The following is a 20,705-nucleotide window of genomic DNA, read 5'->3' on the forward strand; positions in this document are numbered from 1 at the left end:
GTCACCACGTCAATCCGAGGCCGAGGCCACTGGTGATGTGCACTTTCAACAGCACCGCGCACAATACGAAACTGATCCACCACGCGGTCAGTACCGCGCGCCGGGAACTGTCACGAAATATCAGCACCAACGCGAGCAACAATGCCGCGAATATGACTGTATCCATGCGCTCCGACGCTACTGGGCACCGCCGGAAAATCCGTCGAACGCGCCGGAGAACTGCCAGTTCAGGACGTTATCGCAACGCACCGGCCAGACTCTCGACGTATTCCGCGCCCCACCGGTTCAATTCGGTGACGAAGCCGCGTAGCGCTTCACCGGTCGGGGTGAGCGAATACTCCACGCGCGGTGGGACTTCGGCGAAAGCGTGCCGGTTGACGATGCCGTCCTGTTCCAGTTCGCGCAGTTGGCGAGTGAGGACCCGTGGTGTCACCTCGCCGACCTTGCGGCGCAGTTCGCCGTAGCGAAGGGGCTCGTCGAGGAGGTGTTTGACAATCGTCATCTTCCAGGCGCCGCCGAGTACGGCGATGCTCACTTCCACGGGGCAGCTGCGCATCGCTCGCACGATCGGCGCCCGGACTTCAGTTGCCATACGCTCGATGGTATCCGATCAGTCCATATGGACAAGATTGTGCATACTGTCGAATTCGATTGCTCGTTGGTAGAAACGAGAGTGAGGACGTCGAGCAACGCGAAGGATTCCGGTGAGCATTTCCGAAGTCGATATCGAGCAGCGCGCGATCCGACGGGCACCCCGTTTACATCCCGCGTGGACGATGGTGGCCGTGGCCGCCCTCGCGCTGATCGCGGCGGGAAGCTTCGCCACCATCGCTGGCCTGATCACCGAACCGCTGGTCGCGACGAAGGGGTGGAGTCGCACCGGAATCGGTGCCGCGGTGGCGGTGAACATGGTGCTCTACGGGGTGGTCGGGCCGTTCGCCGCGGCGATGATGGACCGCTACGGGATCCGCCGCGTCACAACGTCGGCACTACTCGCGCTGATCGCGAGTTCGGTTCTCACCGCGACGTTCACCCCATCGGTGGTGTGGTTCGTGCTGTGGTTCGGCTTCGCCATCGGGGTCGGGACCGGGTCGATCACGACGGTGTTCGCCGCGACGGTGGCGAACCGGTGGTTCTACCGCAAGATCGGCCTTGCGACCGGATTGCTCACCGCGGCAGGTGTTTTCGGACAGTTCGCGATGCTGCCGCTGCTGTCGGTACTGCTCGAGCGGGCCGACTGGCGGGCGCCGGTGCTCGCGTGCGGCGCGCTGGCGACGGTGGCGTTGTTCGGGGTGCTGGTTTTCTTGCGCGAGAGCCCGGCCGCGATCGGCACGGTCCGGTACGGCGCGGATCCCGATGCCGATCCGGCCGCCACGGATCGACAGGTCAACCCGTTCGCCCGCACGATCGCCGCCCTGCTCCGCGCCCTGCGCGATACCCGGTTCTGGGTTCTCGCCTCGATGTTCGCGCTGTGCGGGGCGACCACGAACGGCCTGATGTGGAGCCACTTCACCCCCGCCGCGCACGATCACGGCATGGCCGCCACCGCCGCCTCGGGCCTGCTGGCGATCATTGGTGTCACCAATATCCTCGGCACCGTGGGCGCAGGGTGGCTCAGCGATCGGATCGAGCCGCGACTACTGCTCGCGGTGTTCTTCCTCGGCCGCGGCGTGTCGCTGGCCCTGCTTCCGGTGCTGTTCACCAGCGGATGGTCGCCCGACCTCGTCGTCTTCGCCGTGGTGTTCGGCATTCTCGACGTCGCGACCGTGCCACCGACCCTGACGCTGTGCCGCCACTACTTCGGCGCCGACAGCGCGCTCACCTTCGGCTGGATCAGCGTCTTCCACCAACTCGGCGCGGGCGCGATGGCACTGACCGGCGGCCTGATCCGCGATCACAACGGCTCCTACACCCCACTCTGGATCACCGCCGCCCTCGCCTGCCTCACCGCCGCCGCCCTCGGCACCACCGGTTCCCGCATCAGGTGATCGGGCGGAGCTCCTCGACCAGCCCGACGAGAATGCCGTCGGGACCGCGAACATAGCAGTACCGGTAGATGTCCTCGTATTGCGCGACAATGCCCAGCAGTTCGGCGCCGTGCGGACGCAACCGGTCGAGTACCTCATCGACGTCGTCGACCGCGAACGTCAGGCGCAAGGTTCCCGGGGTGTTCACCGGCGACTTCGGCGCAGGCTCGGCGGTCGTCGGCGAGTGGAAGGTCGAAAGCTCCACCCGCGCATGACCATCCGGAGTCCGCACGACAGCGATATCCGCTCGAACACCCTCCAACCCGAGCAGATCATCGGCCCACGGGCCACCGACACTCGCTTCCCCCTCTAATTCCAGCCCCAGCTCGACGAAGAACGCGACAGCAGCCGCGAGATCCTCGACGATGATCCCCACATGATCCATCCGGCGGATCGCCACAAGGCCTCCTCAGGTTCGATGCAGCCCTATGGACTTCGGTGCGGCAGTCCTGAACCCCTCCGTGCCGATGAGATTCTGCTTGCTATTCAAGCGAAAATCCGGTCAGGGTCGTATTCCAACCGCCATTCGGAAACACGGTAGCGAAGATCGGGATGGCCGCGACCTGGGTGAGTGGTCCCACCGTCAGTTGCACCCACGCCGCGTCGGGCTGGTAGGGCAGATCGAACTCGACCGTCGGTCCACCGGTAGAATCGGCGACCAGGTGCTTCGCGTGCACGGGGATGGACACTGGAACGCGATCAGTGGACACGCTCGCGGCAATCGACGCGTATGGGCAGGTGGCCGGCGCCGGCAATCCAGGAATGGTGGACCGATAGCCGCGTGGCGCGACGTGCCCGACTACCCGATGCGGCTGCTGCGGATCCCGGTCGATCCAAATGGTGTAGTCGATGAGGCAATTCATCAGGTCGGACATAACAGTGCCGTTGACAGGCCCCGGAAATCCGCTCATGGGCACCAGTGGCGCAGCATCAGCAATCGGCGGGTTCGCCACCGCTGGAATCGCAAGCAGCCCAACGGCAGACGCCACTGCCAGAACAAGTTTCGACAAAGACATAACTATCCCCCCAACAGACGATCAGACGCCCAGCAACCTACCTACGAGTACATCCGTCTTCAACCCCGCACCCGCATGCTTGTTACCTCTCATCAGATGAGCGGCTTCTGTTTGCGGATTCGACGGCGGACGTCGCGGATCATGGCGTGGGTGCCTGCGAATCTGATGAATTTGGGGATGAAGCGGTTGACGAAGCCTACGAAGAGGAAGAGGTGTTCGAAGCGGCGTTGGTCGGTGGGGGTCCATTCGACGGCCATTTGGTCGCGGAAGTGTGGGGGTAGGAAGCCTGCGGTGAGGAACTGTAGTAGGCCGCCGGCCAGTACTCGCATTGGCCAGTTGATCATGCGCAGGTGGAGTAGATCGTCTATGTAGGAACGGAATTCGTCGTCGCAGACGACTTGTTCGCAGGCGCGGAGCCAGTATTCGTCGAACTCGGCGCGGGTCTTCGGCCACATGTCGGGGTGGACCTGGAGGGTGGTGCCGAAGGTGTCGGCGCCCTGGTAGAACGTCTCGAGTTCGTCGGTGGTCATCTTGCCGTGCAGGAGTTGGTGGGTGTCCTCGAAACCGATGTAAATGGCTGCGGCAACGTACATTTGGAGGTCGCGGTCGAAGGCGTTGTATTTCACCTTCGAGTCCGGGCCCGATCTCACCTGGCGGTGCGCGACGTTCACCGCCTCGCGCATAGCCAGTTTGTCCTCGTCGGTGCCGAGCACGGCGACGGCGAGATAGGCGGAGGTGGTGCGCAGGCGCTTCCACGGATGCACCATCAGCGCACCGGATTCCACCTTGCTCTCCATCACCCCGGCCGCGACGCCCTGGTGCGCGAACTGCATCGCCACGTTCGCGGCCGCGCCTGCGAACATCCAGAAGTCCAGTGCATCGGCGAGCTGGGCGGGACGTTTGCGCGGGGATCGGTGCGCGTCGGGGATGTGCAGGCGCACCCGGTCGAGGGTCAGAGTGTTCGCATTCACCCGGTAAGTTAATCACCATTCTCGCCACACCGGAGAGAATTGCTAGTAACTTATGACGGGCACACCGGGCGTCCAAGTGTCGCTCACAGCGGCGCCATCAGGCAACTCCGAAGAATACCCGGCAACATCGCCGGATCGACGACGAATTGTCGGCTACATCGCCGGACCGTCGACGACTCGCCTCCCGGCGGGCGTCACCGACCGGTTCTCGACGGAAGGAACAGCGGTATCGCCATGCTGCGACGGCTGGACAGGTTTCTCAGTTACGAGATGAAGGTGTCGGAGTTCATCGGCACGCTCATCATCATCGGCATCCCCTACGGCCTCGTCGGGGTCATCTGGAGTCTCACCCACACCGACCACCTCCGCGGTCTGCACGGCGTCGACCTGGTCATTTCCTTCCTCGGCTCCATCGTGTGCTGGCCGGTGCTCACCTTCGCGAACGTGACGATGACCTGATGATGGCGGTGGTCTGGTTCATCGACATCGTGGTGATCGTAGTCAAGATCCTCGGCGGGCACACGCGGGTGAATCCTGTTCTCCGCGTGGGAATGTGGATCGCGATGTTGTGTGTTGTCACACTCGGCGTCGTCGCGGTCGGCGCGCTGTTCGTTCTGCTCGAGCGGGGGCTGAGCGCATGACAGGGCCCGCGGTCGAACCGTCGGAAGTCGACAAGATCGTCGACAGCGCCACCGGGCTGTGGCGGCGACACCCGCAGCAGTCGATCGAGACGCTGGGCAGGCAGGTACTGCTCGCCAGGGCCGCGATCGGGCAGTTGTTCCTCTCGCTGGTGCAGCGGCGGTTTCCGTTCCAGGAGTTCATCAAGCAGTGCGCGTTCATGGCGAATGTGTCCGCGCTACCAACAGTTTTCGTTGCGATCCCGGTCGCGGTGGTGGTGTCGATCCAGGTCGGCGCCCTGGTGAATCAGGTCGGTGCGACCACCTTCATCGGGGCGGTGGCCGGGCTCGGCATCATTCGTCAGGGCGCGCCGCTGGTCACCTCGCTGATGATCGCGGGCGCGGTCGGGTCGGCCATCTGCGCCGATCTCGGTTCGCGCACCATCAGGGAGGAGATCGACGCGATGCGGGTGATGGGGGTGGATCCGGTGCGCCGATTGGTCGCGCCGCGACTGGCCGCCGCGGTGCTGGTGAGCATGCTGCTGTGTGGGTTCATCGTGTTCGTCGGCTTCGCGACGGCGTATCTGTTCAATGTCTATGCCCAGCACGGCACTCCGGGTTCGTTCATCGGCTCGTTCGCCTCGTTCGCGGTGGCCGACGACCTGATCGTCGCCTTGTTCAAGGCCGCACTGTTCGGACTGCTCACCGCGATCATCGCCTGCGACATCGGATTACACACCAAGGGCGGCCCGGGCGGGGTCGCCAACTCGGTGAACTCGGCGGTGGTGTCGTCGGCGCTGATGCTGTTCGCCACCAACATCATCGTCACCCAGCTCTACAACACCTTCTTCCCGTCGAAGGTGGTCTGAGATGGCCGCCGAGTACATTCCGCCCGCGATGCGCCCGGTGCGCATGGTCGGCGAGGCGGCCAAGGTGCCGGTGCGGGCCAATCAGCGCGTCGGGCATCAGGCGATCGTGTTCTTCCAGGCACTGTTCGCGATTCCGTTCGCGCTGCGGCACTATCGCAAGGAAGTCGCGCGCCTTGTCGCCGATGTGGGGTGGGGTAACGGCTCGCTGATCGTCGGCGGCGGCACCGTGGGTGTGGTCGTGGTGCTGTGCGCGTTCGGCGGTATCACCGTGGGCGTGGAGTCCTACACCGCGCTCAACCTGCTCACGATGGGTCCGCTCACGGGGGCCATCTCCGGATTCGCCACCACCCGCGAGATCGCGCCGATCCTCGGCACGCTCGCCTTCGCCATCCAGTCCGGCTGCCGCTTCACCGCCCAACTCGGTTCGATGCGGATCTCGGAGGAGATCGACGCGCTCGAATCCATCGCCATCCGCCCGCTGCCGTATCTGGTCACCACCCGCATGATCGCGGCGACCGTCACCATCGTCCCGCTCTACACGCTCGGTCTCGCGGTGGCCTACCTCGCGACCAAGCTGTCGGTGCTGTTCCTCGGCGGCACCACCGCGGGCACCTACGACCACTACTTCTTCCAATTCCTGGTGGGCGGCGACGTGTTCTTCTCGGTGCTCAAGGTGGTGATCTTCGTGCTGATCTCCACCTTCATCCAGTGCTACTACGGGTACACCGCCACCGGCGGTCCCGAAGGGGTCGGGGTGGCGGCCGGGCGGGCGATCAAGATGGTCATCGTCGTCATGGTGTTCACGAATCTGTTTCTCACCCTTGCTATCTGGGGCATCGACCCCGGATTTCGAATCTCGGGATAGGTAGATGATTCTCGATCCGAGCGGCCGCGGGCCCACACCGTTCCAGCTCACCCTCGCGGGCCTGGCAGTGGCGCTGACCCTCGCGGTGGCGATGTATCTGCTCGGTCTGCGCTACAACGGCGAGTTCGAGGACACCGTCGTGGTCGGCGCCGAACTGACCAGCACCGGCGACGGGCTGCCGCAGCGCGCCGACGTCAAATATCGCGGGATGCTGGTCGGTGCGGTCTCGGCGGTCGACATGGTCGCCAAAGGCAGGCTCCAGCACGTCACCCTCGAACTGAAACCCGGTCTCGCCGAGACGATTCCGGACACTGTCACCGCCCGCGTGATCCCGGACAACATCTTCGGCGTCACCTCGATCCAGTTGGTGGACAACGAAACCTCGGCCACCACCCTGCGCGCCGGCGCCACCATCCGCGAGGACACCAGCGCGGCGACCGTGCAGCTGCAGTCCACCTTGAACACCCTGCGCGATGTACTGACGACCATCCAGCCGGAGAAACTCGGCCGGGTGCTGGCGACACTGGCGGCCGCGCTCGACGGCGGGGCGCGGGTGCCGGGGTCCACCATCGAGCGACTCGATACGTGGGTCACCGAGGTGCACCGGATTCCCGAAATCGGTGGCCTGCTGGGCGATCTCGGTCGGGCGTCGATGGCGTTGAGTCAGTCCGCGCCCGAGCTGGTCGGCATGCTCGGTGATTCGCTGACCGCCGCGAATACGCTCAACGAGCAGCGCACCCAGTTGGTCGCGCTGCTCGCCGAGGGCAACTCCACGGTCGAAGCGGTGAACCGGCTGTTCGCGGCGAACCCGAATTCGGGCAAGGAACTCGTGGCCGGGCTGGACACGGTGTTCGGCGCGTTGGCCAAGGATCCGGGCGCGCTGCAGACAACCGCCGCCAATCTCAACAACTCACTGCGCAAGCTCCAAGAAGTGTTCCACTTCGGGCCGCGCAAGCAGATGGTGTGGAAGATGGACGTGTCGTTCACGCCGTTCCAGCAGTACACGGCGGCGGATTGTCCGCGTTACGGCGACATGGCCGGGCCGCGTTGCGGGGGGCCGTCGGTGCCGGAAGTCGCACCGCCGCAGGAATATCCGGCGCAACAGCTCCCGCAGCGCCTCGATGCGGCGGGTCCGGCGCCGACGGTGCAGATCCCCGGCCTGCCGAGCGCTCCCGTCGTCCCCGGCCTGCCTGTGCCCGCGTTCCCGGGGCTGCCGTCTGTCCCCGGCCTTCCGTCGATCCCCGGGCTGCCCACCATTCCCGGAATCACCGCCCCGGCCGCTGCGCCGGGAACTCGGCCCGCGGGGCCGACGACGCCGTCGAATCCCGGTGCGGCCACACCGATCTCGGTGCGAGGTCCTGCCGCGGTGGCAGCGCTGGTCGGCGGACGCCCCACCGTCATCCAACTCCTGCTGCTCGGTCCGATACTGGGCGATATCCCCCTCGTCCCCGAAAGTGCGGTGTAGCGCGATGAAATCGACCAGGGCACTGCTCGGGTTCAGCTGCTTCGTCGTCCTCACGGTGGTACTCACCTACACCGTCTGGTCGACACTGCAACGCAGCGTGCCGGGCACCACCAACAGTTACTCGGCGGTGTTCACCGATGTGCTCGGACTGCGCGTGGGTGATGACGTCCGGATGGCCGGGGTACGCGTCGGCCGCGTCGACAAGATCGATTTCACCGACGACTACCTGGCGCGGGTCGACTTTCGGATCGAGGACCGCCAATACCTCACCGATACGACGAAAGCCCTTGTCCGCTACCAGAATCTGATCGGCCAGCGCTACGTCGCCCTGGCCGCAGGCGAAGTACCGGGCGTGCGGGTGCCGCCGGGGTCGCAGATTCCGCTCACCCGCACCGAGCCGTCCTTCGATGTGTCGTCGCTGCTGTCGGGTTTCGAGCCGCTGTTCAGCGTGCTGCAACCCGACCAGATCAACTCACTGTCGGAAACGCTTATCCAGGCGTTGCAGGGCAACGAGATCTCGCTGTCGGCGTTGATCACCCAGGCGGCCGAGCTGGCGAACACTTTCGGCCAGCGCGACGAGATCCTCGGCGACGTGCTGAGCAATCTCAGTTCGGTGATGGCGGGTCTGGCCAACCGCAGCGGCGAACTGGAAACCCTGATCACCCAGACCCGCACCCTGATGGACGGGCTCTACGCGGAAGGACAAGCGTTGAAGAGTTCGGTGGACCGGGTGGCGACCGCCACCGATTCCCTGGTCACGCTCATCGGCCAGGTGAAACCGGGCATGGGCGAGGCGCAGCGCACCGCCACCCAGGGCGTGATGATGCTGATCTACAACGGTGTCGCGCTCGATCGGGCCGCGGTGGAATTGCCCGACTTCCTCAACGGGGTCGCGCGGTTCACCAGCTACGGGGCGTACGGCAATGCCTATATCTGCCGACTCGATGTGTCGCTGTGGAATGTGGTGTTGCCGCCGGGGATCTTCTCCCAGGTGGGCGGCGAATCGCAGTCGGGGGTGTGCCGATGATCGCCATCCTGCGCAACAACCGGAATCTGCGCCTGGGTCTGGGCGCGGTGTTCGCGGTGGCGGTGCTGCTCGGCGGTTCCAGTCTGCTCGCACAGCTTCGACTGGGCGACAAGACAATACAGGTCGAGTTCGCCCAGGCAGCCGGGTTGCGGGCGGGTGCCACCGTCGATATCTCCGGGATCGAGGTGGGGGCGGTGCGGGCGGTCGAGTTGGTCAACGATCGGGTTGTCGTGACCCTCGCGGTGCGCCGCGACCTGCGCCTCGGCGCTGATGCCACGGCCGCGATCAAGATGTCGACCATTCTCGGCCGGCTCCATATCGACCTGAAGCCGGGCAAGAGCGGCACCCTGACCGACAACCGGATCACCATCGACAACACCTCTGTGCCTTACAACTTGAGCAAGGTGATCCAGGACCCGCAGTACACGTCCTCGTTCGAACGGATCGAACGCCTCGACCCGAGCAAGCTGCGGACCGCGCTCGACCTGCTCGACAAGCAGATGGGCGACTCCCCCGCGATGGCCGTGCAGGCGCTCGACAGCGTCGGCGCGCTGGCCCAGGTGATCAATGCCCGCCGCGACGAGGTCGACGTGCTGCTGAAAAGCATGGACCAGGTGTCGCAGCTGGCTTCCGACAACCGCAACAGCGTGCTCGTGCTGCTCACCCGTGGCGAGGCGATCGGTGCCGCGGTGCAGACCAGGCAGACGCTGCTGGCGCAGTTGCTCGACAATGTCGCCGCGCTGTCGAAACTGTTGCAGGACATGGGCATCGAGAACAACGGTGAACTCGGTCCGCTGATCACCAACCTCGACACGATGGCCGACGGCCTGACCGAGAACAAGGAAAACCTGGACCGGCTCTACGAGATCACCCCGGTCACCCTTCGCCAGTTCAACAACGTGGTCGGCAACGGCCCCTACGGCGATGTGTGGGCGCCGTGGCTCTTTCCCGACAACTGGCTGTGCTTCGCGCAGGCCGTACAGGGGTGCAACTGATGAGAAGCAGAGCGAAACTGATCGCGCTGTGTGTGGCCGCTGCTGTCGTCTCGGGGTGTTCGCTGCTCCCGAGCAGCGTGTCGAACCTGGGCGAGCGGTACTTCGGCGAGAACAAGCGGATCAGCGCCGATTTCGAGAGCGTGGCCGGGCTGTACGAGGGCAACGAGGTGGCGGTGCTCGGCGTTCCGGTCGGCGTCGTCGAATCGGTGACCCCGCGCGGCAGTTATGTCGAGGTGGTGATGTCGATCAAGGGTGACGTGCGGATCCCGGCCGACGCGATGGCGGCGCTGATCTCACCACAGTTGATCACCAACCGGCACGTCGAGCTCGCGCCCGCCTACACCGGGACCGGTCCCGAACTGGCCGACGGCGCGCATCTTCCCTTGGCGCGCACCAGAACTCCCGTCGAACTCGACCGCATCCTGGAGAACTTCGACCAGCTCGGCGCCGCGCTCAAAGGCGACAGCGAAGCGGGTCCGATGGCAAGCCGAGTGCTGTTCCCGCTGCTCGACGGCAACGGCGACCGGCTCCGCGAAACCCTCGACTCGCTGTCCGCGGCCTTCGAGGTGACCCTGGCCAACAAGGATCAGATCGCGAACACGGTCATCCGGCTCAACGAGGTCACCCAGATCATCGCCGACAACGACCAGACCGTGCGCGATTTCAGCGGCCGGATCACCGAACTGATCACCCTGCTCGGCGACCAGGCACCTGGTTTGCAGGCCGTGCTGAAACAGCTCGACGACTTCGTCACCAACACCGCCTCGGTAGTCGGACAGAACCAGGACCAACTGGCGGGCGCGCTCACCAAGTTCGTCGCCATCGCCGCCCAGATGCGGGCCAACGCCCGTGGACTCACCGAGATCGTCGATGTCGGCCCGCTTTTCTTCGACAATATCGACAACGCTGTCAGCCGTGAACGCCAAGCGCTGCGCCTGCACGGCCTGCTCGAGAAGGCGGCGCTCGACGGCGAGGCACTGTCGCTGTTCTGCGAACGCGTCCAGATGCGCCACGACGGCTGCCGCACCGGCAAGATCGCCGACTTCGGCCCCGACTTCGGACTCACCGCCGCACTGCTGGGAATCACGAAATGAACCTGCGCACGACAGTTTCAGCGGCGGTATGTGCCGCGGTGGTCATGTCGGCGAGTACCGCCTGTTCGCTGACGGTGCGGGAGTTGCCGATGCCCGAGCCCGGTATCGGCCGTCCCGGCTACACCCTGCACGCCACTTTTCGCGATGCGCTCAACCTGCCCGACCGGGCCCAGGTGAAGATCGGTGGCACCGATATCGGTGTGGTGACCGATATTTCGGCCAGCTCGTTCCTGGCCGACGTCGAAATGCTGATCCGGGAGGACATCCAGCTGCCGCGCGGCACCACCGCCGAACTACGTCAGGCGACGCCGCTCGGTGACGTTTTCGTCGCGATGACCCTGCCCAGCGACGCCGAGGCGGGCGCACCGCTGCGCGCGGGCGAGACCATCGGCATCGAACACACCGGATCGGCCGCCTCGGTCGAACAGCTGATGATGTCGATCTCGATGCTGATCAACGGGGGCGGCATCAACCAGGCCGCGCGGATCACCTCCGAACTGGACTCGATCTTCGCGGGGCACGCGCCGCACCTGCGCCACCTGGTGACCGAGATGACCGATGTGATCGCGGCACTCAACGCGCGCACCGGCGACCTCGACGCCACCCTGCACGGCTTGCAGGTGCTCACCGGCGAACTCGCGGGACGCAAGGCCGAACTCGGTGCGGTCGCGGACAGCTTTCCGCAGTTGATCGGCCTGGTCGCGGAGAACAACCAGTCGATCGTCGACCTGATCGGCAAGGTCGCGGTCACCATGGACGCGCTCGGCGACTTCAGCACCAGCAACGGGCCGCAGTTCGTGAGCCTGTTCCAGAGCGTGCAGAACCTGATGTCGGGGTTCACCAGCATGGGCGACGACCTCACCGGCACCCTCGACGGTCTGCACACCCTCTACCCCTCGCTGATGGCGTCGCTGCAGGGCCCGACCCTGGCGGTGGCGGCGACGGTGTCCTATCTCGACATCGGCGCACTCACCGACCCGTCGGGGAGTCGCTGGCCGGAAGGCGCTGATGTGCCCGCGTTCATCGGCAGTCTCGCCGAGGTGCTCGCGAAGGTGTTCGGTCGCGTGACCAGCGTCCCGCAGCCAGCACCGCAGGAGGGTCCGCGATGAATTCACCGCTGTGGAACTGGTTGGTGCGCAAGCGGATCGCCGTCGCCAATGCCGGGTTGGTCGTCGTGCTCGTGCTGGGCTGTCTGTATCTGGGTGGCGCGGTGCTGCGGATCGATCCGAGTCGGTCGCAGTACTCGGTGACAGTGCACTTGGCGACCTCGGGTGGGTTGTCGGTCGGCAGCGATGTCACCTTCCGCGGGTGGAGAGTAGGCCGGGTCAGCGCCGTGGGGGTGTCCGGTGACGGTGTCGCGGCGGTAGCCGAGATCGACGGGGGGACACCGATTCCCGTCGGTGGCACGGTGGTCGTGAACCGGCTGTCGGCGGCGGGTGAGCAGTACCTGGACTTCCGGCCCGTCTCCGAGGGCGGGCCCTATCTGCACGACGGCTCGGTGGTCGAGCGCGAGCGGACCTCGGTGCCGGTGCCGATGCAGTCGGTGCTGGCGAACATGAGCGGGCTGGTCGGGGGGATGAATCCCGAGCGGCTCACGGTGATCGTCGACGAACTCGACAAGGCCCTCGCCGGTGGCCCGGATCGGTTGCGCAACATGATCTCCGGGATGAGCAGGGCGATGGCCGGGCTCACCGAACTGCTGCCCCAGACCCAGCAGTTGCTGCGCAATCTCCAGGTCATCGCCGAGACCACCTCGCACGCGCAACCGGACCTCACCACGCTCACCCGGTCGGGCACCGCACTGTTCCGGCAGTTCAGCGCGGCCGACGCCGAGGTGCGCCACCTGCTCGAACAGGGGCCAGGGCAGCTGGCGACGCTGGGCGGGTTCGTCGCGCGCACCCACGATCCGATCACCGACCTGGTGACGAACTTCGTCGCCATCACCAAAGCCGCCAAGCTTCGGCAACCGGCACTCGAGGCACTGTTCCCGTCGCTGAGTCGCTTCGCCGAAGCGGTCGGTGTGCCGGCCCACGACGGCGGGTTCTTCACTCTCATCGATCCGTGGCCACGACCCTCGTGCGAATACGAGACGGTGCCCGTGGTGCCGACCACCGAGACCACCGACACCAGGGTGCGCCTCTACAACTACTGCGTCACCTCCAATCCGGCTCTGCAGGTGCGTGGTTCGGCCAACGCGCCGCGCCCGCCCGGACCGGACAACGGTGCGGGGCCACCGCCCGGTGTCACCGGAAACGAACTGTCCCAGCCCGCTGTCCCCGCACCACGTTGAGGAATTCGACTATGAGCAACGACGAAACAGCCACCCCGACCGAACCGGACACCGATTCCGGCGCGGACACTGCTGTCGAGATGACGAAGGTCGTCGAATCGGAATCCGCCGTGGACACCGAGCCGCAGGCTGCGAAGGTCGATCGTGAGGCAACCGAGTCGTGGTGGACCGGACGCTCCGCCACGGTCACCGCACGGGTGGGCGTGGCCGCGGTCGTGTGCGCCTCGCTCACCACCTCGGTGGTGTTGTTCGTGCAGAACCAGCACAGCAACAACCTGCTGCGAGCCCAGGAACAGGCCCGCGAGGCCGCCTGCCACTACGGGCCCATCCTGGCCGACTACGACAGCAAGAACCTCGACACCTACTTCAAGGCGGTGCTCGACGGCGCGGTCGGCGACTGGAAGAAGCAGTTCGAATCCACCAGCACCGAATTGCGTGAGGTGCTCACCCAGGGCGAGGTCACCTCGGAGGTCACCGACACCCAGTGCGCGATCCGCACCGCCGACGAGGACTCGGCCGAGGCGATCGTGGTGATCCGCCAGACCATCACCAGCCTGGGCACCGGGCACAAACCCAAGCCCGGCCAGCTCGCCATGGTGCTGAGCCTGCGCAACGACAACGGTAGCTGGCTCGTGGAGAAGGTGAACTCCCCGACGCCGCCCACGCAGGCCCAGTGACCGAATCCGATGCGCGGGCCTGCGGTAGCTGGGCGATAACATGACAGTCGAGATGGGCAGGACGACGAACGAGCACGCGACACAGTCGACACCGGACGCGCCACCACGGGTGGTCAAGCGCAGGCCGAAGAATCGGCGTGCGCAGATCGCGGCGGAATCGGCGGCCGCCTTCGGCGCGCACGGCTACCACGGTGTGAGCATGGACTACATCGCCCGCAGGCTCGAGATCAGTTCCACCGCCCTCTACCGTCATTTCCCGAGCAAGTACGCGCTGTTCCGCGAGGAACTGCTGCGACTGTCCGGGCTGGCGTTGAGCGCGGTCGAACTGCCCGACGAGGCCGCAGGCTGGACGCCGCGTGAGCGCCTCGAGCACGTCCTCGACGCGATCATCGACCTGACCATCACCAACCGCCCCACCGTCGCGCTGGCACGGTGGGAGCGCCGCTACCTCGAGCCCGCCGATTTCCACCGGCTCATCGACGAATTCACCAGGACGCTCGCCGCCATTCGGGCTCTCATCCGGGAAGTGCGTCCCGAACTCGACGGCTACGACCGCGTGGTCCGCACCGTGTCGATCCTGGCGATGATCAGCAGCATCGGCGACCACCACGCGACCGTGTCGGCGAAATTGCTTGCCCCGCTGCTGAAGTCGACCAGTTGGGCGCTGATCGATGCTGACCTGTCGGGCGAGCGCGGCGCCGCGCCTGCCAGGCGGGCCGCCGAGCTGGTGCAGCCGTTCAAACACGAACTACTGCTCCGCAAGGCGGTGGAGCTGTTCCACGAGCGTGGTTATCCGAACGTCAGCATGGAGGACATCGCGGTCGCGGCGGATCTGTCGGCCGCCTCGGCGGTGTATCGCTACTACCGCAGCAAGAGCGATCTGCTGGCCGCGGCGTTCCGGCGTGCGGCCGACCGGGTATCCGGGGCGATCACGCCCGCGGTGACCTCCGCCGATACCCCCGCCGAGGCGCTGGGGACACTGATCGACTTCTATGTCACCGGGTCGTTCGAAGAACGCGCGCTGACCTTCGTCTACTACGCCGAGTTCACCCACGTCGACCAGGCCGACCAGGTGACCCTGCGCCACCTGCAGCAGTTGATCATCACCGAATGGGCCAAACTGGTGGCGCAGGCCAGGCCGGAACTGTCGATCGGCGAGGCCAGGATTCTGGTGCACGCGGCGTTCAGCCTGGTGGTCGACCTCGGCCGAACCTTCGGCGACGACGGGATCTGCCCGCAGGAGACGGTGATCCGCCTGCTGCAGACCATCCTGCTCGGACGGCCACTCCCCCACTGAATTCGCGTTGGTTTCGGCGATGTCGTGGCACCGCAATGTAACCGGACTACGCTGGGGCGCCATTGCCGCCCATCGAAGAATTGAGGGGATCAAGCGTGACCAGCAGCGAATTCGCGTACACCGGGTGCGACAACCTGGAGGCGATGACCGAAGCGGTCAACTACAACAGATTTTTGATCGACTGCGTGGACAAACACGTGACCTCCCCGGAGGAACGAATTCTGGATTTCGGTGCCGGTCGTGGCACCTATGCCGACATGCTGGCCGAGCGGGGCACCAAACCGGATTGTCTCGAGCCCGACGGTGATTTGCAGGAGTTGCTGACGTCGAAGGGATATCACGTCGTCGACTGTGAGACTCCGCCCGCGTCGGAATCCGAAATGTACAGTCTGATTTACTCTTTCAACGTTTTCGAACACATCAAGAACGATCAGGAAGCCTCCGAGCATCTGGCTTCGCTGTTGCGCCCCGGCGGGACCATGGTGATCTATGTGCCCGCGCTCGAAGTGCTGTTCACATCAATGGACACCAAAGTCGGACATTACCGGCGTTATCGCCGCACCCAGCTCAACCGGATTCTGCGCAACGCCGGCCTCGAGGTCGTGGAGTCCAGCTATTGCGATCCGATCGGATTCTTCGCCACGCTGGCATACCGGTTCGCCGGAAATGACGACGGCACGATCAACACGCGCGCACTGAAGCTCTACGACCGGGCGGTGTTCCCACTCAGCAAAGCACTGCAGCTCATCACCGGAAAGCTGTTCGGCAAGAACATTTTGGTCGTCGCCACGAAGCCATGACCAGCGGTCCTCGTCGCCACCCCCCGACGGTGGCGACGAGGTCGCCGGGTCAGAGGCCGAGGGTGCGGCCGATGATGTCGCGCTGGATTTCGCTGGTGCCGCCGAAGATGGTGGAGACCAGCGCGCCGCGGACGTGTTTTTCCATGTCGAATTCGCGGGCGTAGCCGTAGCCGCCCATCATCTGCATGCCCTCCAGGGCCACCCGCTTGCCGACTTCGGTGGCTTTGAGCTTGGCCATCGAGGCTTCCCTGGCGAGGATCTTGTTCGGGTTGGCGTCGGCTTCGCGTGCCACGCTGTAGACGAGCAGTTTGGTGCATTCGATTTCGGTGGCGAGGTCGGCGAGGCGGTGCCGCAGGGCCTGGAAGGTGCCGACGGGTCGGCCGAACTGCTTACGCTGCGTGACGAATTGGAGGGTGTCGTCGAAGGCACGTTCGGCGGCGCCCAGGCTCATGGCGGCGAGGATGAGGCGTTCGAAATTGAGGCCGGTCATCAGTTGACGCCAGCCGTTGCCTTCTTCGCCGATGACCGCGTCTTCGGGGAGCAGGCAGTCGGTGAAGTAGAGGTCGTTGGTTTCGCGCTGGTTGCCCATCAGTTCGATCGGGGTGATCTGCAGACCGGGCGTGTCCGCGGGGACGTGGAACATGGTGAGCCCCTCGTGTTTTCCGCCGTCTTTCGAAGTGCGGGCGACGAGCAGGATGTTCTCGGAGATGTGGGCGTTGGAACACCAGGTCTTCTGGCCGTTGATCAGCCAGCCGTCGGCGGTCTTCACCGCTTTGGTCGACAGATTTCCCACATCCGAGCCTGCCTCGGGTTCCGACATCGAAATCGATTGGGACGCACCGCGAACGATCCCGCGCAGCACGGTGTCCTTCTGCGCTTCGGTACCGAATTTGGCGTAGGCGCCGCCGGTGATGAGAGTCGGCCCGATCGCGCCGATCGGGAGCATTCCGCGCAGTGATTCCTCCAGCAGAATGCACATGTCGACCATCGTGGCCGCGGACCCGCCGTATTCCTCCGGCACCGCCAGGCCGAGCCAGCCGAGCTCGGCCATTTTCGCGTAGACGCCCGGATTGTGCTGTTCGGTGTCGTTGGCGGTGAGCGCGTCACGCTGTTCGCGGGTGCCCGCCTCCCGCTTGGCGAATGCGGCGACCGCCGCGGCGAAATCTTTGTGTTCTTGACTGAATTCGACGCCCATACTGGTGATTTCCTCGATTTTCGTTGGGGTGGATGTTATTTCGCGCGCCCGAAACGGCGGGCGGTGATCTTGCGAACGAGCGCCATGGTCGATTCGGTGCGGGCGAAGGACTGCAGTGCCATGCCGGGAATCGCGAAGCGCTGGCGGGCGATCGAATGCGGGCGGGTGAAGCCGAGCAGACCGGCGGCGCCGTGGATGCGGCCGATGCCGGACTCCCCCACCCCGCCGAAGGGCAGGGCGGGGATGGCCGCGTAGGAGGCCGGGCTGTTCACCGAGGTGGCGCCTGCCCGCAGCGCGCGGGCGATCTCCATGCCGCGTTTGCGTGAGTACACCGAGGAGGCCAGTCCGTAGCGGGAGGCATTGGTCAGCGCGATCGCTTCCTCGACATCGCGCACACCGCGCACGGTCAGCGTCGGCCCGAAGGTTTCCTCGCGGACGGCGGGCGCGTCCTCGGGGACATCGAGCAGCACGATCGGGCCGACGAAGGGCGCTCTGATCGAATCGGACCCACCGAACATCGCTGTTGCGCCCCTGGCGAGCGCATCGTCGACATGGTCGGCGACCACGTCGATCTGGCTGGGCAAAGTCATCGGACCGTAGGACTGCCCCGGCGCGAGTTCGCGCACCCGCGTGGTGACCTCGGCCAGGAACTGCTCCAGCACGGAATCGACCACGTAGCAGCGTTCGGCGCCCACGCAGGTCTGGCCGGAATTCGCCATCGCCGACCACACGATCGCGTCCGCGGCGGCCGCGAGATCGGCATCCTCGGCCACGATCGCGGCATCCTTGCCACCGCATTCCAGGACCACGGGCGTGAGCCGTTGCGCCGCAGCCGCCATGATGCGCTTGCCGGTGGCGGTCGACCCAGTGAAGGCGATCATGTCGACACCGGACTCCACCAGCGCGCGACCGGTGTCGCCGGGGCCGGTGACGACGCTCAGAATGTCCTGGGGCAGTGTGGGATTAGCCTTGGCGAACGCGTCGACGAACCAGTGCCCGATCCCGGTGGTGAGCTCGCTCGGCTTGAAGACCACGGTGTTGCCCGCGGCCAGCGCGTAGGCGATGGACCCGTTCGGCGTGTACACCGGGTAGTTCCACGGGCCGATCACCCCGACCACGCCGTGCGGACGCTGCTCGATCACCGCCGCGACATTGGCCATCATCAGCCCCGGCCAGACCGTCTTCGGCTTCAAGACCTTCTGCGCGTTCGCGGCCGCCCAGTTGATGTGTTCGACGGCGGTGATCACCTCGAGATAGGCGTCGTCGGTGGGCTTGCCGTTCTCGGCACTGATCAGCGCGCAGAACTCGTCGACATTGTTGACGATCTGCGCGGCCCACCGTCGTAATGCCCGTTTCCGCTCGGTGAACCCGAGCTCACGCCACAGCGGCGCGGCCGCGCGTGCCCGGTCGACAACGGCAGCGACAGCGGCCGCGTCGTCGATCGGCCAGCTCCCGATCGGCTCGCCGGAAACGGCGTCGACGGTCGTCAGCATTGTCGCAGAAACGGGTGTGGTAGCGGGCGTTTCGGTCATCTTCGACCATCCTTCGAGTAGCACGACGCGGACTTGCGCACACTGTTGACAGTCCACCTCAGCGGCCGTTAAGTTAATCCCAATTCTCGCTAAGTTAATCACGATTCTCGTGGGTTGCACAGAGCTTTCGCGCCAACCGCCGAGAACGTCGAACCGGACGGAGGGCGCGATGTTGCGCACCCGATTCACCGAAGCCTTCGGAGTCGAGCACCCGATCGTGCAGGGCGGAATGATGTGGGTCGGCCGTGCCGAACTCGCGGCCGCGGTCTCGGAGGCGGGCGGGCTCGGCATCCTCACCGGCCTGACTCAGCCCACCCCGCAGGCCCTTCGTGAGGAGATCGCCCGCACCAGAGACCTCACCGATAAGCCGTTCGGGGTGAATCTCACGATCCTGCCGTCGATTTCGCCGCCACCGTACGCGGAGTACCGCCAGGCGATCATCGACTCCGGGGTGCCGATCGTGGAGATCGCGGGCGCCAACCCGGCCACGCATCTGCCGTTTCTCAAAGACGCGGGAATCAAGGTGCTGCACAAGTGCACCAGCGTCAAACACGCGCTCAAGGCCCAACAGGTCGGCGTCGACGCGGTGAGTATCGACGGCTTCGAATGTGCGGGTCACCCCGGGGAGAACGACACCCCGGGACTGGTGCTGATCCCCGCTGCGGCTCGCGAGCTCGAGATTCCGATGCTCGCCTCCGGTGGCATCGCGGACGCGCGTGGCCTGGTCGCGGCGATGGCGCTGGGTGCCGACGGGGTGAATATGGGCACCCGGTTCCTGTGCACGGTCGAGTCGCCGATCGCGCGGGTGGTGAAGGAGCGGATCGTCGCCAATTCCGAGCTCGACACCAAGCTGATCTTCCGGACGCTGCGCAACACCGCCCGGGTCGCCGACAACGCCGTCAGCAGGCAGGTGGTCGAGATCGAGCGTGGCGGAGGCACTTTCGAGGATGTGCGCGAACTCGTGGCGGGCGCTCGTGGCCGCAGGGTCTATGAGGAGGGCGACCTGGACGCGGGGATCTGGAGCGTGGGCCAGTGCCAGGGCCTGATCCACGACGTTCCCACCTGCGCGGAGCTGATCGAGACGATGGTGCGTGAGGCCGAGGCCTTGATCGCCGGTCGGCTGGCCGGCTCGATCGTCGAGGCGGTGGCCCGATGAGCGAGAGCCTGCGGATCAGCGAAGCGCACGGCATCCTGCGGATCACGATCGACCGTCAGGCGCGGATGAACGCGATCGACCTCGAGACGATGAGCGAACTCGGTGACACGATCATCGACGCCGAGACCCGGCCCGAGGTCCGGGTGATCGTGCTGACCGGGGCGGGCAAGTCGTTCTGCACCGGTGCCGACTTGGCCGCGGCCGCTGCGGCCGGGGGCAGCGAGGCGTCGCCGGAGGTGGTGATGGATCGCGCCAACGATGTGGTGCGCGCGATCGTCGACTCCCCCTTGCCGGTGATCGCGCACGTCAACGGGCCTGCCGCCGGGGTGGGCACCTCTCTCGCCTTGGCCGCCGATCTCATCTACGCCGTCGATACCGCGTATCTGCTGCTGCCTTTCACCTCCATCGGACTCATGCCCGACGGTGGTTCGTCGGCGATCGTGGCGGCCTCGATGGGTCGCGCGCGGGCCGCCGAACTGGCGTTGCTCGGTGCGCGACTGCCCGCGACCGAGGCCGCCGCGGCGGGACTGATCACCCGCGCGTTGCCCGCCGAACATCTCGCCGACCAGGTCGATGCGGTCGCCGCTCAGCTCGCGGCGGGTCCACGGCGCGCGCTGCAACTGACCAAGGCGGCCATCAACGCCGCGACTCTCGCCCAGCTCGATGACGCGCTCGCCCGCGAGAAGACGGGACAGGTCGAACTGCTCACCTCTGCCGACTTCTTCGAAGGAATGACCGCGATGCTCACCCACCGCGCACCCGACTTCGACGGCGCCGTCCGCCCTCTCGCCGACCCGGCCTAGCCGCCAAGG

Annotated in this window: 23 protein-coding genes; 16 read left to right on the forward strand and 7 right to left on the reverse strand. The window is 65.8% G+C overall.

The genetic code is table 11. The features are described 5' to 3' along the window. Position 1: 1 nt before the first annotated feature. On the reverse strand, positions 2–166 hold the full coding sequence (locus ACFWUP_RS02120; protein ID WP_379229858.1) for a DUF5993 family protein: 165 nt from the start codon (positions 164–166) through the stop codon (positions 2–4). A gap of 69 nt (positions 167–235) precedes the next feature. Beyond that, positions 236–592 carry a winged helix-turn-helix transcriptional regulator gene (locus tag ACFWUP_RS02125; protein WP_379229860.1) on the reverse strand — a complete coding sequence of 119 codons (357 nt, stop codon included), beginning with the start codon at positions 590–592 and terminating at the stop codon, positions 236–238. 112 nt (positions 593–704) lie between these two features. On the opposite strand from ACFWUP_RS02125, the gene ACFWUP_RS02130 reads away from it, so the two are divergent. After that, positions 705–1,988: an MFS transporter gene (locus tag ACFWUP_RS02130; protein WP_379229862.1), complete on the forward strand. Its 1,284-nt coding sequence runs from the start codon at positions 705–707 to the stop codon at positions 1,986–1,988. On the opposite strand, the gene ACFWUP_RS02135 is transcribed toward ACFWUP_RS02130, so the two are convergent. The 3 genes from ACFWUP_RS02135 to ACFWUP_RS02145 all read right to left on the reverse strand — a co-directional run bounded on the left by ACFWUP_RS02135 (position 1,981) and on the right by ACFWUP_RS02145 (position 4,014). After that, on the reverse strand, positions 1,981–2,427 hold the full coding sequence (locus tag ACFWUP_RS02135; RefSeq protein WP_379229863.1) for a VOC family protein: 447 nt from the start codon (positions 2,425–2,427) through the stop codon (positions 1,981–1,983). The genes ACFWUP_RS02130 and ACFWUP_RS02135 overlap by 8 nt on opposite strands. Positions 2,428–2,509: 82 nt before the next feature. Continuing rightward, on the reverse strand, positions 2,510–3,043 hold the full coding sequence (locus tag ACFWUP_RS02140) for a hypothetical protein (protein WP_379229865.1): 534 nt from the start codon (positions 3,041–3,043) through the stop codon (positions 2,510–2,512). A gap of 92 nt (positions 3,044–3,135) precedes the next feature. Continuing rightward, the gene (locus ACFWUP_RS02145) at positions 3,136–4,014 is read right to left on the reverse strand and encodes an oxygenase MpaB family protein (RefSeq protein WP_379229867.1); all 879 of its coding nucleotides are present in this window, start codon (positions 4,012–4,014) and stop codon (positions 3,136–3,138) included. 234 nt (positions 4,015–4,248) lie between these two features. Here ACFWUP_RS02145 and ACFWUP_RS02150 point away from each other — a divergent pair, with 234 nt between their 5' ends. From ACFWUP_RS02150 to ACFWUP_RS02210, 13 genes are all read left to right on the forward strand, one after another. Beyond that, positions 4,249–4,473, forward strand: coding sequence for a hypothetical protein (locus ACFWUP_RS02150; RefSeq protein WP_379229869.1), 225 nt, complete (start codon positions 4,249–4,251; stop codon positions 4,471–4,473). Beyond that, positions 4,473–4,655, forward strand: coding sequence for a hypothetical protein (locus tag ACFWUP_RS02155; protein ID WP_379229870.1), 183 nt, complete (start codon positions 4,473–4,475; stop codon positions 4,653–4,655). Before ACFWUP_RS02150 ends, ACFWUP_RS02155 begins: the two co-directional genes overlap by 1 nt. Continuing rightward, positions 4,652–5,500, forward strand: a complete 849-nt coding sequence (locus tag ACFWUP_RS02160) for an MlaE family ABC transporter permease (protein WP_379229872.1) — start codon at positions 4,652–4,654, stop codon at positions 5,498–5,500. Before ACFWUP_RS02155 ends, ACFWUP_RS02160 begins: the two co-directional genes overlap by 4 nt. 1 nt (position 5,501) lies before the next feature. Then, complete coding sequence (locus ACFWUP_RS02165) at positions 5,502–6,365, forward strand: ABC transporter permease (RefSeq protein WP_379229874.1); 864 nt, start codon at positions 5,502–5,504, stop codon at positions 6,363–6,365. Between the two features lie 4 nt (positions 6,366–6,369). Continuing rightward, on the forward strand, positions 6,370–7,830 hold the full coding sequence (locus ACFWUP_RS02170; RefSeq protein ID WP_379229875.1) for an MCE family protein: 1,461 nt from the start codon (positions 6,370–6,372) through the stop codon (positions 7,828–7,830). Positions 7,831–7,834: 4 nt separating this feature from the next. After that, positions 7,835–8,857, forward strand: a complete 1,023-nt coding sequence (locus ACFWUP_RS02175) for an MCE family protein (protein WP_379229877.1) — start codon at positions 7,835–7,837, stop codon at positions 8,855–8,857. Continuing rightward, on the forward strand, positions 8,854–9,852 hold the full coding sequence (locus tag ACFWUP_RS02180) for an MlaD family protein (protein WP_379229879.1): 999 nt from the start codon (positions 8,854–8,856) through the stop codon (positions 9,850–9,852). The genes ACFWUP_RS02175 and ACFWUP_RS02180 overlap by 4 nt, the downstream gene beginning before the upstream one ends. Further along, a complete protein-coding gene (locus ACFWUP_RS02185) occupies positions 9,852–10,946 on the forward strand; it encodes an MCE family protein (RefSeq protein ID WP_379229881.1) in 1,095 nt (364 codons plus the stop codon). The genes ACFWUP_RS02180 and ACFWUP_RS02185 overlap by 1 nt, the downstream gene beginning before the upstream one ends. Continuing rightward, positions 10,943–12,055, forward strand: coding sequence for an MCE family protein (locus ACFWUP_RS02190; protein WP_379229882.1), 1,113 nt, complete (start codon positions 10,943–10,945; stop codon positions 12,053–12,055). The genes ACFWUP_RS02185 and ACFWUP_RS02190 overlap by 4 nt, the downstream gene beginning before the upstream one ends. Continuing rightward, on the forward strand, positions 12,052–13,236 hold the full coding sequence (locus ACFWUP_RS02195) for an MCE family protein (protein WP_379229884.1): 1,185 nt from the start codon (positions 12,052–12,054) through the stop codon (positions 13,234–13,236). Before ACFWUP_RS02190 ends, ACFWUP_RS02195 begins: the two co-directional genes overlap by 4 nt. Before the next feature lie 11 nt (positions 13,237–13,247). After that, positions 13,248–13,913, forward strand: coding sequence for a hypothetical protein (locus ACFWUP_RS02200; RefSeq protein ID WP_379229885.1), 666 nt, complete (start codon positions 13,248–13,250; stop codon positions 13,911–13,913). Positions 13,914–13,965: 52 nt separating this feature from the next. After that, the gene (locus tag ACFWUP_RS02205; RefSeq protein WP_379229887.1) at positions 13,966–15,210 is read left to right on the forward strand and encodes a TetR/AcrR family transcriptional regulator; all 1,245 of its coding nucleotides are present in this window, start codon (positions 13,966–13,968) and stop codon (positions 15,208–15,210) included. A gap of 143 nt (positions 15,211–15,353) precedes the next feature. Further along, the gene (locus ACFWUP_RS02210) at positions 15,354–16,010 is read left to right on the forward strand and encodes a class I SAM-dependent methyltransferase (RefSeq protein ID WP_379229889.1); all 657 of its coding nucleotides are present in this window, start codon (positions 15,354–15,356) and stop codon (positions 16,008–16,010) included. 49 nt (positions 16,011–16,059) lie between these two features. Here the strand turns inward: ACFWUP_RS02210 and ACFWUP_RS02215 are convergent, their stop codons facing one another. Then, on the reverse strand, positions 16,060–17,205 hold the full coding sequence (locus ACFWUP_RS02215) for an acyl-CoA dehydrogenase family protein (RefSeq protein WP_379229891.1): 1,146 nt from the start codon (positions 17,203–17,205) through the stop codon (positions 16,060–16,062). A gap of 35 nt (positions 17,206–17,240) precedes the next feature. Continuing rightward, positions 17,241–18,737, reverse strand: a complete 1,497-nt coding sequence (locus ACFWUP_RS02220; protein WP_379229893.1) for an aldehyde dehydrogenase family protein — start codon at positions 18,735–18,737, stop codon at positions 17,241–17,243. Positions 18,738–18,909: 172 nt separating this feature from the next. On the opposite strand from ACFWUP_RS02220, the gene ACFWUP_RS02225 reads away from it, so the two are divergent. Next, a complete protein-coding gene (locus ACFWUP_RS02225) occupies positions 18,910–19,893 on the forward strand; it encodes an NAD(P)H-dependent flavin oxidoreductase (protein WP_379230926.1) in 984 nt (327 codons plus the stop codon). Then, positions 19,890–20,696: an enoyl-CoA hydratase gene (locus ACFWUP_RS02230; RefSeq protein ID WP_379229894.1), complete on the forward strand. Its 807-nt coding sequence runs from the start codon at positions 19,890–19,892 to the stop codon at positions 20,694–20,696. Before ACFWUP_RS02225 ends, ACFWUP_RS02230 begins: the two co-directional genes overlap by 4 nt. Positions 20,697–20,705: the final 9 nt, after the last annotated feature.

It is taken from the genome of Nocardia sp. NPDC058658, assembly GCF_042716665.1.
In the GTDB taxonomy this organism is placed as follows: domain Bacteria; phylum Actinomycetota; class Actinomycetes; order Mycobacteriales; family Mycobacteriaceae; genus Nocardia.